The sequence below is a fragment of the Serratia sp. 25CWL12 genome (assembly GCF_055790885.1).
In genome coordinates this window covers 646,146-663,105 of sequence record NZ_CM147698.1, presented here as the reverse complement: position 1 = coordinate 663,105, position 16,960 = coordinate 646,146, and the positions used below count along the sequence as shown (strand labels likewise).

Below are 16,960 nucleotides of genomic sequence, written 5' to 3'. Positions count from 1 at the left end.
GAAGTATGAGGAGTCTCATGAGTATCGGGTGAGAAACTCATTCGCTTCTTAAGAAAGTGTAGTAGAAAAAAAAAGATCAGTTAGCCATTCTTTTATCTCGTTAATCTACTTTAAATGACCAAGTAAAATGCAGATGGGTTTAAACAACGTAAACCGCTAAGCAGGTGAGAAAAAGGCCCAATAATGGGCCTGATAAAACAGCGGATGATATAAACATGGCAGTCGCTTGAAAAATGGCAGAACGCTTTGCCGCCGATAGTTAATACAATTTCTGTGGTGGACCGGCAAAACTCAAGGGGCCTACGCTGTTCATCTCCACCTCGACCACTGATGGCCCTGAGTAGTTAATCGCCTCTGCCATAACACCGGCAAACTGCTCGGCATGATTCACTTTCCAGGCTTTGATTCCCATAGCTTCGGCAACCTGGCAAAAATCTGGGGTATGTAATTGGTTATAGTACTGCCGCCCGGCAAAATACTTATCTTGAATACCCCGCATCACACCATAACCACCATCATTCATAATCAGCAAAGTGATATTGGCTTTCTCCTGCGCCATGGTCGCCAATTCCCCTAACCCTAGGGCTAAACCCCCATCCCCCACCAGTCCCACCACTTTGCGCTGTGGGTTGGCAATCGCCGTACCAATGGCCATCGATAACCCCATGCCGATCGCCCCCGCCAAGGAGTGAATATTGCACAAAGGTGAAATAGCACGGAACAGGCGGCTGCCCCAAACACTGCCAGAGACGGTGATATCACGGACCAGTAAACCATCCGGTGGTAATGCGCTGGCGATCGCATCATTCAGTTTGGCGTATTCCCCCGACTGCTGGCGCAGTGCCGCTTCTGCCTGCTCTACCGCCTGAGCAATTTCCCTATCCCAGTCGGCATTCACTTTTTCTCCTGGGGTCAACCGTGCTGCCAATGCAGTGAGCAAAGCAGCACAATCACCAGAAATCTGTTCATCTGCCAGATAGTTACGGTTGGCTGCCGCCGGGTCGATATCAATCTGTACCAACGGGCGAGGCAGTGGTAGCGACCAAGTACGCGTTTCATTACTACGTAGCCGAGAACCCGCCACCAGCGTTAAGTCACACTGCGTCAGGATCGCTTCAACACTGGGTGAGTTATGGAATGCCCGCAAGCTGCGCGGGTGGCTATCGGGCAAAATACCACGCCCATGCGTACTGGAAATTACCACCACGCCGGCATCTGCCAACTGTTTAACCGCTTCACGGCAGGCCAGTGCACCGCCCCCCACCCACAGTAGCGGGCGTTTGGCACTGCGCAAGCGCTGGTACAGGCGCTCTACCGCCACGTCAGCCGCCGCTGGCAACACCGGTGGCAAAATGGCACCACCTACCAGATTGGCAGGGATCAGACTGTTTTGAATATCGATCGGGATCTCTATCGCCACCGGGCCACAAGGAACGGTCTGCGCATCCAGAATAGCCCGTTGCAACACCGCTACCGCCTGTTCGGGCGTATGCACCCGATAAGCCTGCTTGGAACAAGCACGCAGAAAACCCAATTGATCTTTGGTTTCATGAATAAACCCGGCATCAGCATCCAGATAGGCTTTTTCTACCTGGCCGGTAATGTGCAGTAATGGCGTATTGGCATTCAGTGCTTCAATCATTGCCCCCACCGCATTGCCCGCCCCAGCGCCGGTGCTGGTCAACGCCACCCCCAGGCCAGAAAAACGCCCGTGAGCATCCGCCATGGTCACCGCCCCTGCCTCGCCGCGTGCTGGCACAAAGCGGATCGCCCCACGTTGCCCAATAGCATCGGCCACTGGCAGGTTATGGATTGAGATAACGCCATAGATTGCAGCCACTTGGTACTGTTCCAGCGTTCGGACTATCGCCTCACCAACCGTTATTTTTTCGTTCATCTTCTACCTTCTTGATTATCTTGTTTTATGGAAGACGCTCAGTCACTCCAACGATTGGGCTGATTACTCAATGCCAGATACAGGCTTTTTTGTTGCATATAAGCCTGAATACCCTGGCGGCCCTTTTCACGCCCCAAGCCACTCTGTTTAAAGCCGCCAAATGGCGTAGAAATCGAGAATGTTTTGTAGGTGTTAATCCACACAGTGCCGGTTTCCAACTGTTCTGCCAGCGCCATCGCACGGGTAAAATCACGGCTCCAGATACCTGCGGCCAGGCCATATACTGAGTCGTTGGCCAGTTCAACCAACTGTGCTTCATCATCAAACGGCATTACCACCAGCACCGGGCCGAAGATCTCCTCTTGGCAGGCCCGAGCACTATTACTCAGCCCTTCTATAATCGTTGGCAGGTAATAACTGCCTTGCGCCAATTGTGGATCGGCCGGTGACTCGCCCCCCATCAGGACTCTCCCCCCTCCTGCTGAGCCAACGCCACGTAGTCCGCGACGCTCTGGCGGTGTTTTTGGCTGATTAATGGGCCCAGATGAATACCGGGCTGTAGTGGGTTGCCGATACGCAGACCCGCCGTCAGTTCACACAAGCGTGCCAATAAGGGCTGATACAATGAACGGTGTACAAACAACCGCGATCCGGCAATACACGCCTGCCCCGCCGAACTGAAAATACCGTAACAAATACCCCTTGCCGCTTGCTCCAGGTCGGCATCCGCTAAGACTATCGTTGGTGATTTACCCCCCAGCTCCAGTGAAGTGGGGATCAGTTTTTCAGCCGCAATATGGGCCAGATGACGGCCAGTGCCGGTACCGCCGGTAAAAGAGATCTTCTTCACTAGTGGGTGACGCGCTAACGCTTCGCCAATCACTGACCCTTTACCCGGTAATACACTCAGCAAGCCGGCAGGCAAACCCGCTTGTTCAAACAACTCCGCCAATTTCAGCGCCATTAAAGGCGTCGCTTCGGCAGGTTTAAGCACCACGGCATTTCCTGCAGCTAACGCCGGCGCCACTTTCTGCATTTCACTGGCAATGGGGGAGTTCCAGGGGGTGATGGCCGCAATCACCCCCAACGGTTGATATTGGCTTAAGGTCATTACGTCACGGTTGCGCTGAGTGGGCAGTTCTCCCTCAAGCACTTCGCAGGCGGCAGCAAAATAGCGCGCAGTAGCTGCCGCACTCATCACTAATCCACGGGTTTCCGCTAATGGCTTACCGTTATCACGGGTTTGCAGTTGCGCCAAGCTCTCTACCTGTGCGCTGATCAAATCACTAACACGGTACAAAATAGCCGCACGCTGATGCGGCATCACCCCCCGCCAGTTTGGGTTGCGCCAGGCTTGTTCCGCTGCCGTCACCGCTTCATTGACATCTTCAATGCTGGCGGCACGCAAGTGGGCATTCACGCTGCCATCAGCCGGAAAAACCGACTGCATCTCGTCACCTCGCCCCTCACACCAGCGGCCAGCAAGAAAAATCTTTAACGTTTCCATCAGGTACTCCTGTTGTTCAGGCAATAAAAACTAAGGTCAAAATCTCGGCTATCACTGGCGTTCACTGGCCATTACAAGTCACGGCAAGCTTGTACCGCACTCAACGCCGCCAACATTGAGGTTTTGGGGTTACTCGCCAACGGGTTGCCACAGAGCTCAATCTGGAATTGACCAAAGCGGCCAGATACCTGTAAGCGATGGGTATTGCGTTGGGTATGTGGATCCACCTGCAAGCGTACTCGCGTGGCATCCATCCCCAGGCCATGCAGTGCAATGGTGGCAGCCACATTGGCATTGGCTGGAAATAGCCGTGCCGCCTCACGGGCTGAGCCCTCAAAGAACACTCGCGCTTCAGTGACACTATCTAGGTCGATCAATTTTTCCGCTTGGCTACCACGCCAACTGGCCGGGCTTTTGCTGGATTGGTAAGTGACACTTTCCAGCCCGCCCTCACGAGCCGCCGCCAGTCCATCCATACCCGCCACCGCACCAGACAGCACCATCAACCGGCCATGATGCGCTGCCACCGCCTGCTGTAAACGCTGTTGTAATGCGCTATCAGCCAACGCACCGGTAGAGATCACCGCCAGCGACCAACCACGTTTCAGGATAGCTTCACCAAACTCGGCAACTGCCTGTTGGCTGGCGCACTCCAACACCAGGTCAGGCCGCTCGCTGCATTGTGCCGGGTCACTCAACGCCACCACGCGCCCATTAAATGCCGCCGCGATCTCGCCATGATGTTTTTCCCGTGCCAGGATCCAACCCAATTCAACCCCTGCTGGTAAGCGTGCCACCACCTCTTTGGCCATTGAGCCATAACCTATCATCATGATTTTTTTCATTTTCTGGCCCTATCAGAGATGCCGGTTAAAACCACCGGAAACGTCCAGTGTCGCCCCAGTCGTAAAGGAAGCCATGGGTGAGGCCAAAAACAGCAAGGCGCGTGCCGCTTCTTGGGGCTTACCCAGTCGTTTCATCGGAATACCACGCCGCTGCGCGAGCGCCGCTGTCCACTGCTCCCAGCTCTGCTGCTGATCATCCCGTTGGGCAAAGCGGCGCTGCCACTGACCAGATTCCACCATTCCCAGCAGGATAGAATTGACACGCACTCCCTTACTCACCAGCTCTTTCGACAAGGTCAGCGTCATATTGAGTAGCGCGGCCCGAGCCGCCGAGGTGGCAATCATGTGCTCTTCCGGTTGCAAAGCCAGTAACGAGTTAACGCAGGTAATCGAAGCAATATCTGAACGTTGTAACGCGGGTAAAAATGCCTGTACCGGGTTAATCACCCCAAACAGTTTGAGTTCTGCTTCATGCAGCCAGGCTTCACGTGGTGTTTGCTCAAAATTCGCCACAAACCCTTGCCCGGCGTTATTGATCAACATATCCACTGCACCAAAATGGTGGTTCACCTGGTCAGCAAAGTGGGCAACCTGGTCAACATCAAGCACATCACAGGGTAATGCCAGGATTTGTGCTTGTGGAAACTCATCGCGCAAATTGGCCTGTGCAGAAGCCAGTTTATCTGGGTTACGACCACAGAAAGCCACTTTTGCCCCTTCCGCCAGTAGCAGACGCAAGGTTGCAAAACCGATCCCTGAGGAGCCACCAGTGACCACGGCAACTCGTTGCTCTATTTGAAAGTTCATGATGGGATCCCCCCCGTAAACTGCTGCAAATAACGGTTAAACAGTGCTGCGGCATCAAGATAGCTGGCATGCCCTGCCGCTGGGATCAGGCGCATCGGCGCAGCATACTGTTGTGCCAGACTTTCAGCCCCTGCTGGCGGGGTGATGCGGTCTTCACTGCCACACCACACCTGTAAGTGCCCCTGGTAAGCACGCAAATATTGATGGATGTCATCATTGGCCAACATCCACGCCGCATTAAGAAAACCAGCGGGATTAAGCTGCTGCATACCATTACCGACCCAAGCGATATCCTGTGGTTCTGCCCCCTCACGCAGTAACGCCGCCGCACGCTGCTCTGCGTAACCTTGTGGGCCGAGTGTTGCCATCAATTGTTTACGCTGTGCATAAACCTGCTGGCGTTTTTCTGCGCTGGCCGTGGCATAACCTTGCGCCGGATCAGCCAGGACCAAGCCACTGATACCATCAGGATGGGCGGCGGCGTAGGCACTGCCAATCAACGCGCCAAGGGAATGCCCAACAATCAGTGGCTGTTGCAACGCCAACTCAGCAACCAAGGCCGCCAACGCCTTGGCATAGTCGGCGGCACTGGCTGTCGCTTGCGCCAGTACCGCACTCCCACCATAACCTGGGGCATCCCAGGCGATCAGACGATGGTTATCCGTCAAGGCGCTATCACTGAACTGCTTGACCCAAGAAGCGGAGCCGGAACTGATACCATGCAGTAACAACACCGCCTGGCCCTGTCCCGCCTCACGCCAGCTTAATGGGTAGCCGCCACAGTTCGCCTGTTGGCGTTGCGGTAAACCACTCATCAGTTACGCTTCACTTTGGATAAAGGGTGATCCGCCGGGTAGGTCGGTATTTCCGGCTTGGGGGTACCCAGCATCACGCACATTAGGGCTTCTTCTTCACCATGGTTGAACAGGCCGCGATAAATCCCTGCCGGTACGGATATCAGGTCACGCTCTTTCAGGGTGGTTTCGTAGTATTCGTCACCATCTCTGATCATCACCGTGATGCTGCCTTTCAGCATAAAGAACACTTCTTCAACATCCGCATGGAGGTGCAGCGGTCCTTCACATTTGGCGGGCAGCACCATGGTGGAAAAAGTAAAGTGCTCTGCCGGAACGGTGTTGCTATCGCTGGCGACACCGGTAGCACCAGTCCCCAGATAGCGCATCTGCGCGCGACGATACTTCGGATCATAATCCGCCTGAAACTTCAGTGCGTTCCAGTCGTATTTACGCCCCTCAAAGCGGGCGATGCGTGACTCTACCCGTTGTTTTATCGTCAGATCCTGCGGCTTGGTCACTGCTTTATCTTCAACTTGAGACATATTTTCTCTCCTTTGTTATATCAATATGGTCACATCAATATTTTTTCACTAACGGCAGCAAAATGACGCAGCCAACCAAGGCCATCACCACCAGGAACAGCAAGCCGTTATCCATATTGCCGCTAGCGGCGATCAACGCCCCCATCAGCACCGGAGCCAAAGCACCGGCAAAGTTACCTAACCCGTTAAAAATACCGCCAGCAGTGGCGCTAACCCGGCTGCTGGTGGCCTTAGCCAACAGGGCAAAGATATTGGGTGCCCCGGTACCCCACATAAAGGTGCTGAAAGACATGGCGGCAATCACGCTGTAAGTCCCCTGCAGATGTAACACCACCCACAAACCCAAGCCGGCCCCAAACAATGAGATAAAACAGGCCAAAGCCCGGCGATCCATTTTGTCTGATAGCCAGGCACCCAGCACTTCGCCTAACAGCATGGCAATAAACGGTAGTGATGACAGGTAGCCAGCATGTTCCAGATGAATACCTTTACCTTCAATGAGATAGCTAGGCACCCAACCATTCATGCCCCACAGGTAGGTCAGAAATGCAATATTGAATAGGCAAATCATCCAGAAATGCGGGGTCCGAAACAGTTCAGCCCGTAGCTGCCTACGCTCAGCAGCCAGCGGTTTGCTATTACCAGCCAGCACGGGGCGATCCACATTCAGATGTCTGGTCCCCCAAAACACCAACAGCATGACCGGCAGTGTCAGAAATGCCATAAAGAAGAAGGTACTTTGCCAGTCAAAGTTGTGCAGAATATATAAGGTTGCCGGGAAGCCGAGCGCCGCACCGATCGGCGTGCCTAATAACCACATCATGGTGGCACGTGCCTGTAAATGTTGCGGAAATGCCTGGCGTACAATGGTGTAAGCCATCGGTATCAGTGGACCTTCTGCGATCCCCAGCAAAACACGCAAGGTAATCATGCTGTAATAGGAGCGTGTCAGGCCCATTAAGACCATCAGCACCCCCCAACTCACCATCATACCGATCAGGACTTTGACTGGGTTTAACCGGTCACCAATGCCACTCAGCAACATGGAAGAGATGCCGTAAGAGAACAGGAAGGCACTCATCAGTAATCCCAGCCGGGCAGGATCAAAACCAATGCCCATCGCCTGCTGAAACTCGGCGTCAGAAAACAGTGCAGCAATACTGATCTTGTCGAAAAATGCCAGCAATACGCAGGCAAACAGGGCGATAGGCGCTGACCAACGCACTCTGGTTGGCAAGTTTTCGGCAACAACATCCCCCACCCGAGTATTACGGGTGTCAATATCTTGTATCGTCATAAAACGCTCCCTCAGGTCGGCGGCTATTTCAACGCCATCAGAGAAAACTCCACATCCGCCAGTTGCTGCGGATCCAATATCCGGCCACTGGCCAGCCAACGTTTACCCAGCTTGATGGCGCGCGCATCATTAAACGCCACCATTTGCACCAGTTGCTGCTCAGCATTCAGGGTAAAAAACAGCGATGATTGCGGTGTTCGGCGCACCACGGAGTGAACACCCCCATTAGGGATGCCAAGGATCTGGATATTGGCGTCATATTGATCTGACCAAAGCCAGGCGGCTTCATCGTAAGGTACCGCGGTGGCATCCAGCATCGCGTGGGCGGTGCTAATCGCCTGGTTCTGTGCGTAAGCCCAAGACTGTAGACAGAGGCCAAGTTTAGGATGACGTGCCACATCGCCAGCGGCAAAAATTGCCGGGTGGCTGGTTCGCCCTTGCCCATCGACCACAATCCCATGCTCAACCCGCAGCCCAGCACTGTGTGCTAACGCCAGGTTTAGCTCCACGCCAATGCCCACCACCACCCGATCAAAAGAGTGTGCGGCGCTTTTGCCACTGGTTATCCACGCAGTTCCCTGCCGGTCCTCAAGGGTGAGTTCGCCACAGTCGCAATGCACCGTCACACCCTGCTGTTGATGCAGTTCCAGCAACGCCTGCGAGACCTCTGACCCAACACTGCGCATACACAATGCAGGTTGCCGCTCAAATACCGTCACCTCAATGCCCAGCTTGCGGGCTGAAGCGGCGATTTCCAGGCCAATCCAGCCACCGCCAACAATTGCCAGTTTTTTACAGTGCAGCAAATTGTGGCGCAGGCGAATGGCATCATCCCAAGAGCGCAATGTCATCACGTGCGGATGACTGGCCCAGTGGGCATCCGGCAAGCGTGGCTGCCCACCGGTGGCCAGCAACAGTTGTTCAAAATGTAGTTGGCAACCATTATTGAGCGTCACCGTCTGCTGATGGGCATCAATCGCCTCAGCCCGTAATGGGCGATACCAGTCGATATCTAGCGCGGAAACTTCTTCTTCACTAAACAGGCGGCTTAGTGGAGCCTGTTCATCCAGCAACACGGATTTAGAAAGCGGTGGACGCTCATAGAAATCATAAGGTTCATCACTCACCACCGTGAGTTTGCCGTTGTAACCATCTGCACGCAGGGTTTTGGCGGCCCAACCCCCCGCTTGCCCAGCACCAATAATCACAATACCTGCACTCATAGCGCCCCCGTTTTGTGATGTTGCCGGCGGGTATCGTGGTCTATTCCCCCTTCAACCGCCCATTCGGTAAATGACACCAGCGAATGCTCCAGCTCACGGGGTTGCCAGTTTTCGGTCAAGTAATCGTCATTGGTGTAGTATTCAAACGCGCCGCCGGTCGGGCTGTTGACATACCAAAAGTAGGCAGAGGAGATCGGGTGGCGGCCCGGGCCAAGAAAAGTGCTCCACTGCTGTTTATTCATGGCGATACCACCGCCGATCACTTCATGGATATCGCGCACGGTGAACGCCACATGGTTCAGGCCACGCGGGCGGTTGGGCAATTTGAGCAGAAACAGGTTGTGGTGAACCCCGCGTACCTGGGTGCGTAGAAACACCGCGCGGTCAATATAGCGGTCAGACACCTGGAACCCGAGCACATCGCAGTAAAAACGCTCCGTAGCCGGTAAGTCTTCCACAAAGAACACCACATGGCCGATATTAACGGGTTGTGCCTGGGTATAAACCGGGCTGGCTTGATCGATGCGGCGTACATCTCCCCACTGGTTAATCGGCGATACCGGCAGACTCACTGGCTGCTGCGCACTGACAGCAAAGCGTACCGTCATGCCGTTAGGATCTTGGCATTCAAACTCTTCGCCCACCTGGTGGAAGCCTGGCATGGGTGCCAGTTTCTTTTGTAATGTAGCCAGAGCAGTTGGGCTTTCAACCGCCCAAGTGATACGGCGCAGCGTAGAACCCGCTTCAAACGCTGGGGGTAATGCCCCGCTGTTTTGTGGATACAGCACCACTTTGGCCCCAGTGAGGGTGGTAAACTCACGGTAGAGATCCCCCTGCTGTTGAACCACTGGCTGCAAGCCAAAGTCTTTTATAAATTTTTCACACGTTGGCAGATCTTCAACGCCAAATTCCAGCTTTTCGATTCCGCTTATGCTCATTCGTTGTGCCTCAGGTTATCGCTGAATATGTTTTTCAGGCATGAGCGAACCCTGGCCCATTAATTTGCATGAGCCTGATTACTGCCTGAGTTAAAGAATCAGTCTGGTTGTAACAGTGACCTAGCTGGCGTACTCCTGCACCGATGCCCCTAGAAACCCGGATATTTTCACTGCGGCATCACGCACTTCGGCGCGTAACCGTTCGCGGTCCGCTTTCGGGATCTCATTCGAGGGCACCATAATGCTGACTACTGCCTCCACCTGCCGTTCGCGGTTAAAGATCGGGTAAACGATCGACGAGATACCTAGCCGGAAGAAGGATTCACCAATCACATAACCGCGCGCTTTATCTTGCTGCACCATTTGCCACAAAGCCTCACGGCTAGCGGGCGTACCCGGTGCCCTATCAGGTAAGGTTTCCTGCGGAAATAGCTTCTCAAACTCTTCCCGGCTGGTACTGGTCAGCAACATGCGGCCAAGAGAAGTACGGTGTACTGGCAAGCGAGTGCCCACACTCACCTGATTTATCTGCGAACCCGCCGCGCTGACACGGGCAATGTAGATCACATCATGCCCATCGCGGATCGCCAGATGACTACTGCACTGGCTGCGATCACGCAATTGCTCAATCACCGGTTGACCCACCTGAGCAACATCCAATGAGGCGATATACTCAAAGCCTAACCGCAGCACTTTGATCCCCAACGCAAAGGTATTGGTACGTGGATTACGCTCCAAAAAACCCAGATGTTCCAGTGTTTGTACCACCCGATAGGCCGTAGCTTTTGGCATATCGACCAGGCGATGTAATTCTGCAAAGGTCATTTCCTTATGCTGCTCACCGAATGCCAGTAGCAGTTGTAACCCGCGATCCAGCCCGGGGATAAGATATTTACACGCTTGTTCGTCTGCCATGTGCTACCTCTTAAGTCGTTGCCTACCTGTCAATTAAACACAAAGCCACCATTGACCGGTAATAACTGGCCAGTGACAAAATCCGCCAATGGTGACAGCAGATAAATCACACTGCCAGTCACATCGTCTGGATGTTGTACCCCGGTCAAAGCTCGGCCTTGCTCATACAATTGGTGCCGTTCAGCGGGAACATACTCTGTGGCTTCTACCCGGGTCAAACCTGGAGCAATGGTATTAACGCAGATCCCCTGCGGCCCCAGCTCGCGAGCCATGGAACGGGTCATGGCGATCACCGCCCCTTTACTGGCCACATAAGCCATCAATTTGGGCGCGCCCCACAACGCGGTATCTGAAGCGACATTAACGATTTTGCCATGGGCCGTCTGCGCCAACAGTGGAACCGCCGCCTGGCTTACCAACCAAGTACCACGCACATTCACCTGCATCACCCGATCCCACAGATCAATATCGTACTCCATCATGGTCTTACCGCCCACGCCGGTGGCCAATGCGGCGTTATTCACCAAGCCATCAATCACGCCACCTTTAGCGATCTCGCTAAAAGCGGCGGTGATGGAAGCGGGAGAGGCGAGGTCGATAACCTGTACTTCCACCTGTGCCCCCTGCTGGCGCAAGCTGGCGGCACTATCCTGCAATTCTGCAGCCAGGATATCGCACATCACCACACTGGCGCCGGACTGAGCCAGTGCCGCCGCAAAGCTGCGCCCAAGCCCCCGGGCAGCACCGGTGACCACTATCCGTTTCCCTGCCAGCAGGCCGCTCACTGTGCGGTCTCCTGTTGGCTGAGGGTCGCCAATTGTTTTTGGGCTTCCTTCTGCATTACACGCCGCAGGCGGGAGAGCCCCACATCATGCTGGTAAAGATATTCACGGCCACGTGCGTTCGGTACCATGTTTTCCAGCACGATACGGTCTTGCTCCAGCACGTCCCAATGTAAACCTTCCAAACGATTGCGATACATAAAACGCCAGGCATCACGCTGCCAATCTTTCACTTTACGGATCCGCCAGAAAAATACCCGGCAGTGATCTTTATCTTCCGGTACCGCCATCCCGATGATCCAGAAATGTCCCCCCGGCCCAAAGCGTTTTTTATACGGGATCGACAGGCGCATCCAATACGCCCCACTACTACCTAGCTCTACCCAGTCAAAGTTCACACCACTTTGTTCATCCTTTTTAAAGATGAATCCACTGCCAGTGGGCTGCAACGACATATTGGCCTTGCGATCCCCTTCCGCCATAGAGTGGGAGGCGGAATGGAGATAAGAACCGTGCATCGGGTCCATCACGTTTTCCAAGGCATACTGGTAATTACAGTCCCAACTGGCAGTACAGAGGAAATGGCTATAACTTTCGCCATCCGCCAACTCCTGAGGAAACGTCAGTTCTGCAGGTGGTTCGTCAGCTGTAACCCCAAAATAGAGGAAAACCGCGCCATAGGCTTCTTTCACCGGATAAGAACGCAGACACTTCTGCCCCACCAGTGGACAACGATCCACCGCTGGGACATCTTTGACGACACCGTCACCATTAACTTCGACACCGTGATACCAGCAGGCGATGCGATCACCTAAGTTCCAGCCCACGGAAAGGCGCGCACCACGATGGGGGCAGCGATCTTCCAGCGCATGGAGTTGGCCTTGGCTATCACGCCATAATACGATCTGTTGCTCCAGGCGGGTGATCCCCACCGGGTTACTGCTCACTTCCCAACTGGCCAGCACCGGATACCAGAGACCACGTAAACCCTGATCAAGGTACTCCTGTACTGTCTGCGCGGAGGATGGGGTCTGATTTGTCATGTTCTTCTCCTATGCGGCTCAGAAACCGTTAACCTGAAGGAATTGGCGGAAAGTGTCTTCGTTCCATGGCTGCCCATGGCGATCAAAAAAGCGGCGCTGATTGAGGGCCTGGATAATCTGATCCAGCTCTTCCGCCCCCTGTTCAAAAATCTCTTCCAACGCGCCGACCAGGGCAGTTTCAAAGCCGTCTGGAACCCGCGCCCGACTTTGCCAAATGACATTTTGATATTTACCGGGATGATGGATTTGACCATTACCGCCAAAACGGGAGGGAATCACTTGTTGGCTATCCGGTAGCCAAGGGTTGAAATCAGTAATCGGCTGCATGCTTATTCCTCTGTGATCAAGGTGATTTGGATTTGATTGTCGATCATCCGGGTAGGGTAGGTTCGCAGATCACGGCCACCCGGCTCGCGCAAACACTTGCCAGTACGCACATCAAACTGGGCTTCGTGTAGCGGGCACTCCACTTTTCCGTCATCAACAAACCCTTGGCTGAGCAAGGCATAGGCATGCGGGCAAACATCTTCCAGCGCGTAATATTGCCCCTCCACCAGGAAAACGCCGATCTCCCTACCCTCTATGTTCGCAGAGAAAGGAAAATCCTCGGTTACCTGAGATGCCTCACACACATTCTTCCAGCTCATATCTTCCATCCTTAACTATTTGTCTCATATATGAAACTTAGTTTATTATTTAATACAGCCACTATAAATATGGCGATTCTTTAGTCAAGAAAATCACCGATGGATTGTTAACAAATGGTTGTTTAAAAGTTGCCTTTGAGGTGATGATCACAAAAAATGTACAGTTATAAAGCAACACAACAATTGCTTTAGTGACAAATAACGCAGTCAATAACGAGGGGAATAGCGCGACAGTTTTAATAATAACGGGGATAAAAAAGGGGCTGGTAGTCTCAACCAGCCCCGTAGCAGCCTAACAGCCTGGCCATCAAGCCACTAATGCAGTGGAGTTATCCCTCCAGCTTTTTGGCCGCTTGCAAATAGAGCATTTCCAGGCCTAGCGTTGCCGCCGCCAATGCGGTGATCTCTGACTGATCATAAGCCGGAGCCACTTCCACCACATCCATGCCGACAATATTCAACGACTGCATACCACGTACCAGTTTCAGAGCACGATCAGACGTCAGGCCACCAATCACCGGTGTTCCGGTACCCGGTGCAAAAGCCGGATCCAGGCAGTCAATATCAAACGTCAGGTACACGGGCATATCACCCACGATCTCTCTGATCTGGGCCAGAAGATCATCCACACTGCGGTCATTCACTTGCGCAGCATCCAGAACAGTAAAGCCGTTGTCATGATCGAACTCGGTACGGATACCAATCTGCACTGAATGATGAGGGTCGATCAGCCCTTCATTTGGCGCATGGAAAAACATGGTGCCATGATCGAATTTGCTGCCATTGGCATAGGTATCGGTATGCGCATCAAAATGTACCAGTGCCATTTTGCCAAAATGTTTGGCATGGGCGCGCAGCAATGGCAGGGTGACGAAATGGTCACCACCAAAAGAGAGCATGCGTTTACCCGCTTGCAACAACTTTTCTGCGTGTGCCTGCAGTTTGTCACTCATATCTTGCGCATCACCGAAATTGAACACGATGTCACCACAATCGATGACGTTCAAGTGATCACGCAGTTCAAAACGCCATGGCCAGCGAGCCCCTTCCCATGCCAAGTTGGTAGACACCTGACGAATAGCAGCCGGGCCATGACGACCACCGGCACGCCCAGAGGTGGCCATATCAAATGGAATGCCGGTGATAACCCACTCAGCATCACTGTCGTAGGGCATGAAATTCAGTGGAAAGCGCAGAAAACCAAAGGCATTGGAGACTAAAGAATTATCAGGGTGATGGCCTAAGGTACTCATATTTAACCTCTTATTTAAACGAATTGCCCGTAGCCAATCGCTTGGGCGATAGCAAAAATACGATTAAATCCGTTGGTCATACATCGTTAAATTTAAATCTAATCGAACAGATTTAGCCAATTGATGTTAGGCGTGAAATACCACCTCTCACACCCAAGGCCGACTCATGGCACCTAATGACCCCATGGTCAGAACCTTCACTTTAGCAACAGTTTCAGGGCTAGCTAGTCGCCCTGAAACTGTCAATCCTCACTCGACAATCAACCAATCAATCAAATAGATTTACTCATCTTCGAGATAGGTATAGCCATACAACCCAGCTTCAAACTCCTCCACAAACTGGGCCTGCAGTTCACTATCCAGATCGGTTTTTTTCACCTGGTCGCGGAATTTCGCCAGCAACGCTGTGGGATCGAGCTGCACATATTCCAGCATATCGGCAACGGTATCCCCCTCATCAGATAACTCGGTTTCCGCGCTACCATCAGGGAACACAAACACATCCACTGCGGAAGTATCACCAAACAGGTTATGCATATTCCCCAGAATTTCCTGGTATGCCCCCACCATAAAGAACCCCAGCGCCGGTAAATTTTCCGGGTCGTAAGGGGGCATCGGCATAGTAGTTGCCACACCATCACCATCAATATAGTGGTCAATGGTACCGTCAGAATCGCAGGTAATATCCAGCAACACCACCCGACCTTCCGGTGGTTTGTCCAACCCCTCGAGCGGCAATACCGGGAACAGTTGATCAATACCCCAAGCATCCGGCATTGACTGAAATAACGAGAAGTTAACGTATAACTTGTCTGCCATCCGCTCTTGCAACTCATCAATAACCGGGCGGTGAGCTCGATTACTTGGGTCAAGCTGCTGCTGAATTTTATTGCAGATATTCAGATACAACTGCTCGGCATAGGCTCGTTGGGTCAGGTCCAGCATCCCGTGAGTATATTGGGTATGCACATCGTGCAGATCCATCTGGCTATCGTGTAACCATTCACGCAGTGAACGCCGATTTTCCGGTTCATTCATCTCCTGCCAGGTTTCCCACATACTCTCCAGTGCGCGCGGCGAATCTTCCGGTGGGGGAACAGGCTCACAGAATTCGTTACGCTCAACCCCAATGACATTAGAGACCAGCACAGTATGGTGAGCGGTTACTGCTCTGCCCGACTCAGTGATCACCGTTGGATGCGGCAAATCATACTCATTGCAAGCATCCCCAATGCCCCAGATCACATTGTTGGCGTATTCGTTCAGACCGTAGTTAACCGAGCAATCGGATTGCGAACGGGTCCCTTCGTAATCTACACCCAGGCCACCGCCCACATCGAAACATTGAATATTAACGCCGAGCTTATGTAATTCGACATAAAAACGCGCAGACTCACGGACTCCGGTGGCAATATCGCGAATATTGGCCAACTGAGAACCCAGGTGAAAATGCAGTAATTGCAGGCTATCCAGGCGACCCACATTACGCAAGGTTTCCACCAATTTCAGCACCTGAATAGCGGCCAGGCCGAACTTGGATTTTTCCCCGCCACTGGCTTGCCATTTACCTGAGCCTTGGGAAGCCAGACGAGCACGAACCCCCAAACGAGGTATCACATTCAGGCGTTCGGCTTCTTCCAGTACCAGGCGAATTTCCGACATCTTCTCGATCACCAGATAGACTTTGTGGCCTAGCTTTTCGCCAATCAGTGCCAAACGGATATACTCGCGATCTTTATAACCGTTACAGACGATCACCGAACGAGTCATACCGGCATGTGCCAATACGGCCATCAACTCTGCCTTGGAACCCGCTTCCAACCCTAATGGCTCCCCCGAATTGACCAGCGACTCAATCACCCGACGATGCTGGTTAACTTTGATCGGGTAAACCAGGAGGTAATCACCTTGATAACCAAAAGATTCACGCGCACGTTTGAAAGCGGCATTAATTGATCGCAAACGATGCTGCAAGATCTGAGGAAAACAGAACAGAGCAGGTAAACGCCCCCCCTCTGCCTGATGTTCTTTGACCAATTCAGCGAGATCAATACGCGCCTGTGGGACGTCTGGATCCGGGCAGACGCTGATATGTCCCAGTTCATTAACGTCATAATAATTGTTGCCCCAGTAGGCGACGTTATAAGTGCGCAGCATCTTGCTGGCAACCTGATCATTCATGGCAACCTCCTGCATGGAGCATAAAAATAAATTTCACCCGTTAATGGCGGACATCTATTCAGCATATACCCAAGTTCACCCAAGTTGCAGGCGTATTAACTGCAACTTGAATCAACGACAAATTCACACCCTGCGTAATGCACTAAAAGCATTCTGGCGCTGTTTTTACCGGACACTCAAGGAAAATGCAAAATGAAAATTTGCCAGAAACTGTTTCAAGCGATGAAAATGGCGTAAAGACGGGCGATCGCGAGCACAAAAAATCAGAAATTGCTGGCAATCTTCT

Annotated in this window: 15 protein-coding genes and 1 pseudogene; all 16 read right to left on the bottom strand. The window is 52.9% G+C overall.

What is annotated here, in order from left to right:
- Positions 1-259: 259 nt before the first annotated feature.
- The 16 genes and pseudogenes from ACX9GV_RS02995 to speA all read right to left on the bottom strand — a co-directional run bounded on the left by ACX9GV_RS02995 (position 260) and on the right by speA (position 16,689).
- The gene (locus ACX9GV_RS02995) at positions 260-1,897 is read right to left on the bottom strand and encodes a thiamine pyrophosphate-binding protein (protein WP_473196996.1); all 1,638 of its coding nucleotides are present in this window, start codon (positions 1,895-1,897) and stop codon (positions 260-262) included.
- A 38-nt stretch (positions 1,898-1,935) separates the two neighbouring features.
- Positions 1,936-3,347 (bottom strand): annotated as a pseudogene (locus ACX9GV_RS02990) (aldehyde dehydrogenase).
- A gap of 128 nt (positions 3,348-3,475) precedes the next feature.
- Positions 3,476-4,249: an aspartate dehydrogenase gene (locus ACX9GV_RS02985; protein ID WP_023489518.1), complete on the bottom strand. Its 774-nt coding sequence runs from the start codon at positions 4,247-4,249 to the stop codon at positions 3,476-3,478.
- Between the two features lie 12 nt (positions 4,250-4,261).
- Positions 4,262-5,056 carry an SDR family oxidoreductase gene (locus tag ACX9GV_RS02980; RefSeq protein WP_023489519.1) on the bottom strand — a complete coding sequence of 265 codons (795 nt, stop codon included), beginning with the start codon at positions 5,054-5,056 and terminating at the stop codon, positions 4,262-4,264.
- A complete protein-coding gene (locus tag ACX9GV_RS02975) occupies positions 5,053-5,871 on the bottom strand; it encodes an alpha/beta fold hydrolase (protein WP_473196995.1) in 819 nt (272 codons plus the stop codon). Before ACX9GV_RS02975 ends, ACX9GV_RS02980 begins: the two co-directional genes overlap by 4 nt.
- Positions 5,871-6,395: a cupin domain-containing protein gene (locus tag ACX9GV_RS02970; protein WP_023489521.1), complete on the bottom strand. Its 525-nt coding sequence runs from the start codon at positions 6,393-6,395 to the stop codon at positions 5,871-5,873. The genes ACX9GV_RS02975 and ACX9GV_RS02970 overlap by 1 nt, the downstream gene beginning before the upstream one ends.
- A 34-nt stretch (positions 6,396-6,429) precedes the next feature.
- Positions 6,430-7,677, bottom strand: a complete 1,248-nt coding sequence (locus ACX9GV_RS02965; RefSeq protein ID WP_473197967.1) for an MFS transporter — start codon at positions 7,675-7,677, stop codon at positions 6,430-6,432.
- Between the two features lie 38 nt (positions 7,678-7,715).
- Complete coding sequence (locus ACX9GV_RS02960) at positions 7,716-8,915, bottom strand: NAD(P)/FAD-dependent oxidoreductase (RefSeq protein ID WP_473196994.1); 1,200 nt, start codon at positions 8,913-8,915, stop codon at positions 7,716-7,718.
- Positions 8,912-9,853: a VOC family protein gene (locus tag ACX9GV_RS02955; protein ID WP_473196993.1), complete on the bottom strand. Its 942-nt coding sequence runs from the start codon at positions 9,851-9,853 to the stop codon at positions 8,912-8,914. The genes ACX9GV_RS02960 and ACX9GV_RS02955 overlap by 4 nt, the downstream gene beginning before the upstream one ends.
- Before the next feature lie 120 nt (positions 9,854-9,973).
- Positions 9,974-10,768: an IclR family transcriptional regulator gene (locus ACX9GV_RS02950; protein WP_023489525.1), complete on the bottom strand. Its 795-nt coding sequence runs from the start codon at positions 10,766-10,768 to the stop codon at positions 9,974-9,976.
- A gap of 29 nt (positions 10,769-10,797) precedes the next feature.
- Complete coding sequence (locus tag ACX9GV_RS02945; protein ID WP_473196992.1) at positions 10,798-11,553, bottom strand: SDR family oxidoreductase; 756 nt, start codon at positions 11,551-11,553, stop codon at positions 10,798-10,800.
- Positions 11,550-12,593, bottom strand: a complete 1,044-nt coding sequence (locus tag ACX9GV_RS02940; RefSeq protein ID WP_473196991.1) for a Rieske 2Fe-2S domain-containing protein — start codon at positions 12,591-12,593, stop codon at positions 11,550-11,552. The genes ACX9GV_RS02945 and ACX9GV_RS02940 overlap by 4 nt, the downstream gene beginning before the upstream one ends.
- Positions 12,594-12,611: 18 nt before the next feature.
- Complete coding sequence (locus tag ACX9GV_RS02935) at positions 12,612-12,920, bottom strand: recombinase-like helix-turn-helix domain-containing protein (RefSeq protein WP_023489528.1); 309 nt, start codon at positions 12,918-12,920, stop codon at positions 12,612-12,614.
- A 2-nt stretch (positions 12,921-12,922) separates the two neighbouring features.
- Positions 12,923-13,240: a non-heme iron oxygenase ferredoxin subunit gene (locus ACX9GV_RS02930; protein WP_023489529.1), complete on the bottom strand. Its 318-nt coding sequence runs from the start codon at positions 13,238-13,240 to the stop codon at positions 12,923-12,925.
- Between the two features lie 329 nt (positions 13,241-13,569).
- Positions 13,570-14,493 (bottom strand): agmatinase, encoded by a 924-nt coding sequence (gene speB / locus ACX9GV_RS02925; RefSeq protein WP_023489530.1) that lies wholly within the window; start codon positions 14,491-14,493, stop codon positions 13,570-13,572.
- A 282-nt stretch (positions 14,494-14,775) separates the two neighbouring features.
- Positions 14,776-16,689: a biosynthetic arginine decarboxylase gene (gene speA / locus ACX9GV_RS02920; RefSeq protein ID WP_200874161.1), complete on the bottom strand. Its 1,914-nt coding sequence runs from the start codon at positions 16,687-16,689 to the stop codon at positions 14,776-14,778.
- Positions 16,690-16,960: the final 271 nt, after the last annotated feature.

Bases quoted from the DNA above. Each gene is read 5' to 3' on its own strand.
- ACX9GV_RS02950 (WP_023489525.1), bottom strand. From the start codon at position 10,768: ATGGCAGACGAACAAGCGTGTAAATATCTTATCCCCGGGCTGGATCGC.
- ACX9GV_RS02985 (WP_023489518.1), bottom strand. From the start codon at position 4,249: ATGAAAAAAATCATGATGATAGGTTATGGCTCAATGGCCAAAGAGGTG.
- speB (WP_023489530.1), bottom strand. From the start codon at position 14,493: ATGAGTACCTTAGGCCATCACCCTGATAATTCTTTAGTCTCCAATGCC.
- ACX9GV_RS02975 (WP_473196995.1), bottom strand. From the start codon at position 5,871: ATGAGTGGTTTACCGCAACGCCAACAGGCGAACTGTGGCGGCTACCCA.
- ACX9GV_RS02960 (WP_473196994.1), bottom strand. From the start codon at position 8,915: ATGAGTGCAGGTATTGTGATTATTGGTGCTGGGCAAGCGGGGGGTTGG.
- ACX9GV_RS02955 (WP_473196993.1), bottom strand. From the start codon at position 9,853: ATGAGCATAAGCGGAATCGAAAAGCTGGAATTTGGCGTTGAAGATCTG.
- ACX9GV_RS02980 (WP_023489519.1), bottom strand. From the start codon at position 5,056: ATGAACTTTCAAATAGAGCAACGAGTTGCCGTGGTCACTGGTGGCTCC.
- ACX9GV_RS02930 (WP_023489529.1), bottom strand. From the start codon at position 13,240: ATGAGCTGGAAGAATGTGTGTGAGGCATCTCAGGTAACCGAGGATTTT.
- ACX9GV_RS02935 (WP_023489528.1), bottom strand. From the start codon at position 12,920: ATGCAGCCGATTACTGATTTCAACCCTTGGCTACCGGATAGCCAACAA.
- ACX9GV_RS02995 (WP_473196996.1), bottom strand. From the start codon at position 1,897: ATGAACGAAAAAATAACGGTTGGTGAGGCGATAGTCCGAACGCTGGAA.
- ACX9GV_RS02970 (WP_023489521.1), bottom strand. From the start codon at position 6,395: ATGTCTCAAGTTGAAGATAAAGCAGTGACCAAGCCGCAGGATCTGACG.
- speA (WP_200874161.1), bottom strand. From the start codon at position 16,689: ATGCAGGAGGTTGCCATGAATGATCAGGTTGCCAGCAAGATGCTGCGC.
- ACX9GV_RS02940 (WP_473196991.1), bottom strand. From the start codon at position 12,593: ATGACAAATCAGACCCCATCCTCCGCGCAGACAGTACAGGAGTACCTT.